Raw genomic sequence first — 7,537 nt, 5'->3', positions numbered from 1 at the left:
AAATCGTCCCCCACCCTGGCTGTCGCGGCAAGGGCAGCAAAGCTCAGGGCTGCTGGGCGTGACATCATCGGGCTCGGGGCAGGCGAACCCGATTTCGACACGCCCGACCACATCAAAAGCGCAGCCATTCAGGCCATCAATGACGGAATGACCAAGTACACTGCTGTCGACGGGACTCCCTCGCTAAAAGAGGCCATTGTCGAGAAGTTCAATCGCGAAAACGGTCTAAGCTACGCGCTGAGCCAAGTACTTGTCTCCTGCGGCTGTAAACACAGCTTCTATAACATGGCGCAGGCCCTTTTGAATCCTGGGGATGAGGTCATCATCCCCGCACCTTATTGGGCCTCTTACCCCGATATGATCCGGCTTGCAGGAGGGGAGCCAATTATTATCAAGGCCTCCCTTGAGCATGATTTTAAGATCGACCCGCAACGATTGCAGGCCGCCATCACAGAAAAAACCAAGCTCCTGGTGCTCAACAGTCCAGCGAACCCGACTGGTGCCTATTGTTCAGCCAAGGAACTTGCCAGCCTCGGAGAGATTTTACATGCAAACCCTCATGTTCTTATTGCCTCAGACGATATGTATGAGCATATTCTGTGGGGTGACCAGTCCTTCTGCAACATCGTCAATGTATGTCCCGATCTGCATGAGCGGACGATCGTATTGAATGGCGTCTCCAAAGCCTACGCCATGACGGGCTGGCGGATCGGTTATGCCGCTGGCCCTGAAGAACTCATCCGGGCAATGAAAAGGATCCAGTCTCAAAGCACGTCCAATCCAACTTCCATCGCACAAGCTGCGGCACAGACAGCGCTAGAAGGCGACCAGTCTTTCATCTCGGAGCGGTGTAACATCTTCAAGGAACGTCACGACTTTGTCTACAAAAAACTGAACGAAATTAACGGGATAACTTGTCTACCGTCTCAGGGAACGTTTTACATTTTCCCGAGTATGCAGGGCGTGATCGAACGGCTGGATGAGGTTCATAACGACATCGAGCTCGCTGAGTTCGCATTAGATAAAGCCGGGATTGCGATGGTCCCGGGATCGGCGTTTGGCGCGCCCGGTCATATGCGTATATCGTTCGCGACAAGTATGGACGCACTGGAGCGGGCGATGGACCGGCTTGCCACGTCACTGTCCGCTTAAGCTGCTGCGCACCAATCAGAGCCACCCAAGAGACGTGTTGACCCAATTAGACCCCAACAGTAGCATAAGCAACCTTATTTAATCCCCGGTAGCTCAGTTGGTAGAGCGGGTGGCTGTTAACCACTAGGTCGGCGGTTCGAGCCCGTCCCGGGGAGCCAACCTCAAGGCATCATGCAAGGTTTTTTACACGTTGCCACATGATCTGCATGGGACCCAACAAATAAAAGATTAGGCTCCCTCTTGGATGCCGCATGATCTGGACGGCTTCCCTTCCTGTCAGGCGAGATTCATTGACCTCAGATAGTTTGCAAAGGCATCCTTCAATTCCGGATGTCTAAGGGTGTGTTCCTATGTGGGCTAGACGCCAGCAGGAGACGCACGATTTGGGTCTGAATAAAAACACGCCTCCTCGGACCCCTGCAAAGCCTCGCGTGTAAACTGAATCAAATGATGGCTTACCAAACCAATGTGAATAACTTCCTCGATGCGGCCGGCACGCATCAGGGGTCCAGCGAGCTGCCAGAACGCCTGGCGGTAATCGGAAAGATAGCCAACAGTCCATAGGACACGCGTAAGGATATTCAATCCGAGCATCACATCGGGGACGCGGACGTCCCGTAGCGGGGACCAACGGTTGGGGAATGTCACCTCAGTCTGATACGCGAAGCGTTCAAGCAAGCGGGGCGGATCATAGGTTTCACTGATACACCGCCGACACACTGCTCCGGCGAATGGATAACTTTAGGCTCAGCAACATGCACCGGCACTAGCTGTTTTCAAATGCCGGATTCGGCAGTCCTTTACGAATCAGCAAATCACGTACTTTTTTAATGACGTGGTAGATTTCCTGATTTTCGTCCTGGCCCTGCTTATCAAACGCAAGCTGTTCCAGTTCCACTATCCAGCGATCTTCTGCAAAGATGTCATTAGTAAAATAAACAATAAACGGCCATAGCACATATATCAGTCCCGGCACTGAAGGCTTGCGAACATTAATCAGGCCAAAGGTATGATTGATACGTTGATGGCTATCGACCGGAACATAGGTGATCCAAAGATCCAGTGCCGTGTGTTCACTGCCGCCGGTCCAAAATTTCAGTATCTGGTACGGGTATTGTGTCCGTATAGTCATCAGGTCATGAGAGTCTTTTGACGCCTCGGCCTCACGTTTACCGAGGATAAATTTTTCACCCACCGGCTGCCGGCCTTCCCGACTGAAGGTGTAATCCACCTCTACAAAATCATCGCCTTCACGTAAGCCCAGGTAGGTTGTTTTGATCCTGGACATGATGCGTCGATGTAAAAATTGATGATTCATGTCCATCAGGTTTTCATGCAGGAATGAATAATGGCACTTGACCTGATCATCAAGAAAACGGGTCTTGTAATTGGTGTCACGCCAAGCCGCAATCTCCGGGAAGTCTACCTGTCCGGCCTTGCTGGCGTCACCGGGGAATACAAATATCAATCCATAAGCTTCCCTGCAGGGATAGGCCTTAACCCCTCGGGGAATATTTTTCGCCTTCCCCACATAAGGAATATTGATACAGGCACCGGAACAATCATATTGCCAGCCATGATAAGCACACTGAATTTGTTCGCCATTGACGACACCAATATGCAAGGGAACCTGACGATGGGCGCAGCGGTCTTCCAGTGCAAACAACTTGCCTGCCTGGGTCCTGACCAACACAATCGGTTGACCGGCAAAGCTTCGGGGGATGGCCTTGCCCGGTTTGACATCATGGCTTCTGGCCAATGGATACCAATAATCAGGGTGCGCGCCGATCTTGCGCAGATCGGGGCCGGAATAATCAGTATCGGTTTTAGGTTCCAGCGGGGTGACCATCATTACACTTTTCCCATGTTGTCATTGTTTAATGGGATAACGCTATCTGCTAACGACCGGCTTGACAAGCAATCTCCTCGCATCCTTGTGTATCTCTCCCCATCCGGGCAGACCGTTGCCCTTTGAGACGTCCCAGGTAGGCCGAGAAAGAGCCCGATCGACCAAGGTCGTCGAGATTAGCGCACAGTGGATTCCGCATGCTCGCGAACGTGTTCAGCGCTAGTGTGATCCACATGTGCTAACGGGCCATCAGGCAAATGTCATTGACCTCAGATAGCTCGCAAAGGCATCCTTCAATTCCGGATGTCTAAGGGCGTACTCAACAGTGGCCTGCAGGTAACCGAGCTTTGAGCCACAGTCGTAGCGTTTCCCCTCGAATTCATAGGCCAAAACCGGTTCAAGCTCCAGTAACTTGGCAATCGCATCGGTTAACTGGATTTCTCCGCCTGCCCCCTGTCCTGTCCTCTTCAAGCAATCAAATATCGCCGGCGTAAAAATATATCGCCCCACAACCGCAAGCGTGGACGGGGCCTCTTGGGGCTTTGGTTTTTCCACTATCTGCACCACCCGGCTCAAGCGATTCTCAATAGGTTCAGCGGCCACAATACCGTATTTGTTCGTGTCTTGTGGCTGCACCTGTTCAACAGCGAGAACACTGCTTTGATTTGCCTCAAAGATATCAATCATCCGTTTGAGGCATCCCTCGCTTCCGTTCGCGATGAGATCATCGGCCAATAACACAGCAAAGGGCTCTTGGCCCACAACAGACCGTGCTTGCAGAACGGCATGCCCAAGCCCTAACGGTTCTGCCTGCCTTATATATATACAGGTCACTTCAGGCGGTAAGATATTGCGGACGATCTGCAGCATCTCGTGTTTATTGCCTCTCTCAAGTTCGGCTTCCAATTCATAGGCCTTATCAAAATGGTCAGAAATTGAGTGCTTCATTCGCCCCGTGATAAAGATAAGATCTGCGATGCCTGCTGCGGCCGCTTCTTCCGCAGCGTACTGGACTAGCGGCTTATCTACGATCGGCATCATTTCTTTGGGATTCGCCTTAGTCGCCGGCAGAAACCGAACACCAAGTCCTGCAACGGGAAACACGGCCTTTTTAATCTTGGAACTCACTCGCTTCCCTGCTTCAGGGTCACCACTTTGTCAGTAGCGCCTCCCGAATCTATCGAATCCGGAACAAATTGTGCCATCTGTGATTTGAGTTGCTCATCATCATACGCTTCACATGCGGCTTCCATTTGATCGAGCATGTCAACAAGATGAGCCCATTCAACAAGCCTATGTCTTGCAAGCAGAATCTTTTCGTGGTTCGTTTTCTCCATTTTCTCATCAGCGTGGAAGAGTTCTTCGTGGAGTTTTTCGCCAGCTCGCAAGCCCGTAAACTCAATCGGGATATCCCCACCCGGGACCTTACCTGATAGCTTGATCATCTGCTCCGCTAGATAAGCGATATTGACTGGCTTTCCCATATCAAGCACAAAGATCTCCCCGCCCCGCCCCATTGCGCTGGCCTGTAGGATAAGCTGGCAAGCCTCCCGTATGGTCATAAAGTAACGACTGACCTCGGGATGCGTGACAGTGACAGGCCCTCCTGCCTTAATCTGCTCCTTAAACAACGGCACGACACTTCCGTCAGAACCCAGTACGTTGCCGAAACGCACCGTAATAAACTGAGTTGTTGAATGCCGATTCATACTTTCACAGTAGATTTCAGCGACTCGTTTACTCACGCCGAGCACGTTTATCGGGTTAACTGCCTTATCTGTAGAAATGAGGACAAATTTGTTACACCCTTGTTTACTCGCTGCTTCGGCGAGGACTCTCGTACCGAACACATTGTTTCGAACTGCCTCACGAACTTGAAATTGAAGTAGCGGAACGTGCTTATAGGCCGCAGCATGAAATATCACTTCCGGTTTAAATTTTCCTAGAACATGCTCGACGGCCGCCTTATCGCAAATATCGCCCAAGATGGCGTGTAGACTTAACTCCGGGTGACGCCGTGAAAGGGCCATCTGAATTCGATAGAGGTTATGTTCGCTTTTTTCAAAGATAACCAGCGCTGCGGGCCCTAGCCCCGCAATCTGATGGCAAAGTTCTGAACCGATCGACCCACCTCCTCCACTGACCATGACGTTTTTTGCCGATAAGCCTTCCTGGATGACAGTCCAGTCGAGCTCAATCGTTTCCCTTCCAAGGAGATCGTCGATAGAGACCTCGCGCAATTCCGTAAGCCCTGACACTCCCGTCAGCATGTCCTGAAGCCTCGGCACTGTACGAATCGGAACTGATGTCTGTTGACAGTGCTCAACAATCCGCTGCATCTGCTCATTTGTCGCCGAGGGAAGTGCGATCACAATCGTATCAATGTCGTACTGCCGAATGATCTGCGGAAGATTCTCGATCGTGCCGAGCACGGGAACGCCGTGTATCTTGGCATCGAGTAAGCGAGGCTCATCATCCAGCAACCCTACGGGCAGATATCTCCCATCACGAAACATTTCTCTGACTAACAATTCGGCGGCACGTCCCGCACCAATCACCAATACACGGGAACCATCAGAAATAGTCCGTAGATTAAACGTCTGATCCTTCCATAAGCGATAACCTAGTCGTGGTGCGCCAAGAAGAATCACAAGAAATACGGGATACAATATAAAGAGCGATCGTGGAACACCCTCGAGGCGAGTGAATATAAACAGAACTAGGGCTATCGAAAGCGTACCAAGGGCAACTGCACGGAAGATATTCCAGAGATCAGGAAGACTCGCAAACCGCCATACACCACGATACAAACCGAACTGCCAAAAGATCAAACCTTGCGTCAGGATAACCAACAGCAACGTCCGCAAATTGATCTCCCAGTCAGGGACAGGAAAGGCAAAGTTATACCGGGCAATCCAGCCGAGCTCCCAAGCACAAGCTGCCATCAGCAGATCATGCAGAATGACCGCAGTTCGACGCGTAATATGAATCACGAGCTTTGCCCGTCTACGGCAGCACTAATCTGATAACGCCGCTGGATCACGAACCATAGGATCCCCGTGGCTAGTAACACTAACCCAGCGATAATGAACAACAGTTTCCCCGACTGAAGGGCCAGATAGGCCAGCGGCCATAACAGACATACATTAATCAACAAAAATCCTATTGCAACTTGACGATGGCTCATCCCAAGCTGAACCAGGCGCTGATAAGCATGCGAACGGTGTGCAGCATACCACTTCTCACCAGTTGCGGCTCGCCTCGCCAGCGTCAGTGTGGTGTCCCAAACAAAGATTGCAAGCAGGACTGTCCACACCAGCATTGAGACTGACTCTGTTTGCTCACCAACGAGCACAAGCACGCCAAAAGTAAATCCAATAAAATAACTGCCGACGTCACCCATGAAAATCTTGGCAGGCGGCCAATTCCAGATGAGAAATCCGGCACTCGCAGCAGCCAACACAAAACATACCATGGCTAATCCCGCCTCACCCTGCAGGCGAAACAAAAGACCGCCCATAATTCCAGTACAGATACACTGGACAGCCGCCAGACCGTCGGTGCCATCCATGAAATTGTAAAGATTAGTCAGCCAGATAAGCCCGACCGCGCCAAGAACTGCGCCGATCCAACCCAACGAAATCCTCGTAATGCCCAGATCAATCGAGGAAACGCCGCCTAGCCAGGAGCCAGTCGCCACTGGGTAGCACACGTGTTTGCATCTCACTTATTCCAGACTACGCGGTTCACGTAATCCGTGTAGCTCATAATAATTCGCACCACCTTCTTCGACACACTTTCGGTGTCGTAGTCGCCAACCAGCTTGAATTGACGCTTTGAATTCGAGTGCTGCGAGGTCACGATCTCGATCGACTGCAAGACTCGTTCTGCCCTTAGGCCGGACATAATTAGCGTTCCCTCATCCATCCCTTCCGGACGCTCGTGTGCCTCCCGAATCGTGATGGCCGGGAAGTTCAGAATCGAGGACTCCTCCGTAATAGTTCCACTATCCGATAGCACGCAGAACGCCTGCATCTGTAACTTTATATAGTCAAGAAATCCAAGCGGCTTTAAAAATTGCAATTCCTTCGAAAGATTACCTGGGCTGAGCTCCTCCAGCCTGTTCCGTGTGCGTGGATGGGTCGAGACAATAATCGGTTTGTCATATTTCTCTGCGATCGCATTCAGCGACGCCAGGAGATCTGAGAAGTTGTTATCACTGTCTACGTTTTCCTCGCGATGCATGCTAACGAGGAAAAACTCCTCAGGCTTCAAGCCGATACGATCGAGCACGTCGGATTTCTCGATCGTCGGCATGTAATGGGTCAGTATTTCCTTCATCGGCGAGCCGGTCTTTATGATCGTATCCGCCCTTATCCCCTCCGCAAGCAAGTAGCGGCGCGCATGCTCCGTGTAGGGCATGTTGATGTCGCTCAGGTGGTCAACGAGCTTCCGATTAATCTCTTCCGGGACGCGCTGATCAAAGCAGCGATTACCCGCTTCCATGTGGAATATCGGGACCTTCCTACGCTTGGC

At 51.4% G+C, this 7,537-nt stretch carries 7 protein-coding genes and 1 tRNA gene; 2 read left to right on the top strand and 6 right to left on the bottom strand.

The annotated features are described in order from the left end of the window. A partial coding sequence (locus O6944_06505) for a pyridoxal phosphate-dependent aminotransferase (protein MCZ6718783.1) occupies positions 1–1,152 on the top strand: 1,152 nt, incomplete at its 5' end. Positions 1,153–1,234: 82 nt separating this feature from the next. Continuing rightward, positions 1,235–1,310, top strand: a tRNA-Asn gene (locus O6944_06500). A 199-nt stretch (positions 1,311–1,509) separates the two neighbouring features. On the opposite strand, the gene O6944_06495 is transcribed toward O6944_06500, so the two are convergent. The 6 genes from O6944_06495 to O6944_06470 all read right to left on the bottom strand — a co-directional run. Continuing rightward, positions 1,510–1,872 (bottom strand): DUF4070 domain-containing protein, encoded by a 363-nt coding sequence (locus tag O6944_06495; GenBank protein MCZ6718782.1) that lies wholly within the window; start codon positions 1,870–1,872, stop codon positions 1,510–1,512. A 46-nt stretch (positions 1,873–1,918) separates the two neighbouring features. Further along, on the bottom strand, positions 1,919–3,004 hold the full coding sequence (locus O6944_06490; GenBank protein MCZ6718781.1) for an aromatic ring-hydroxylating dioxygenase subunit alpha: 1,086 nt from the start codon (positions 3,002–3,004) through the stop codon (positions 1,919–1,921). 246 nt (positions 3,005–3,250) lie between these two features. Next, complete coding sequence (gene galU, locus O6944_06485) at positions 3,251–4,129, bottom strand: UTP--glucose-1-phosphate uridylyltransferase GalU (protein MCZ6718780.1); 879 nt, start codon at positions 4,127–4,129, stop codon at positions 3,251–3,253. Then, positions 4,126–5,994: a nucleoside-diphosphate sugar epimerase/dehydratase gene (locus O6944_06480; protein ID MCZ6718779.1), complete on the bottom strand. Its 1,869-nt coding sequence runs from the start codon at positions 5,992–5,994 to the stop codon at positions 4,126–4,128. The genes galU and O6944_06480 overlap by 4 nt, the downstream gene beginning before the upstream one ends. After that, positions 5,991–6,638, bottom strand: coding sequence for a glycosyl transferase (locus tag O6944_06475; GenBank protein MCZ6718778.1), 648 nt, complete (start codon positions 6,636–6,638; stop codon positions 5,991–5,993). The genes O6944_06480 and O6944_06475 overlap by 4 nt, the downstream gene beginning before the upstream one ends. 86 nt (positions 6,639–6,724) lie before the next feature. Further along, positions 6,725–7,537, bottom strand: an 813-nt coding sequence (locus O6944_06470) for a UDP-N-acetyl glucosamine 2-epimerase (protein MCZ6718777.1), incomplete at its 5' end; no start/stop codon positions are given.

This window comes from Gammaproteobacteria bacterium, from assembly GCA_027296625.1.
Lineage (GTDB): Bacteria > Pseudomonadota > Gammaproteobacteria > JAKEHO01 > JAKEHO01 > JAKEHO01.
Note: the sequence above shows the minus strand (reverse complement) of the source record. Positions and strands in the feature narration are given on the sequence as shown.

Coding starts and splice junctions, on each gene's coding strand:
- O6944_06490 (MCZ6718781.1), bottom strand. CDS start 3,004: ATGATGGTCACCCCGCTGGAACCTAAAACCGATACTGATTATTCCGGC.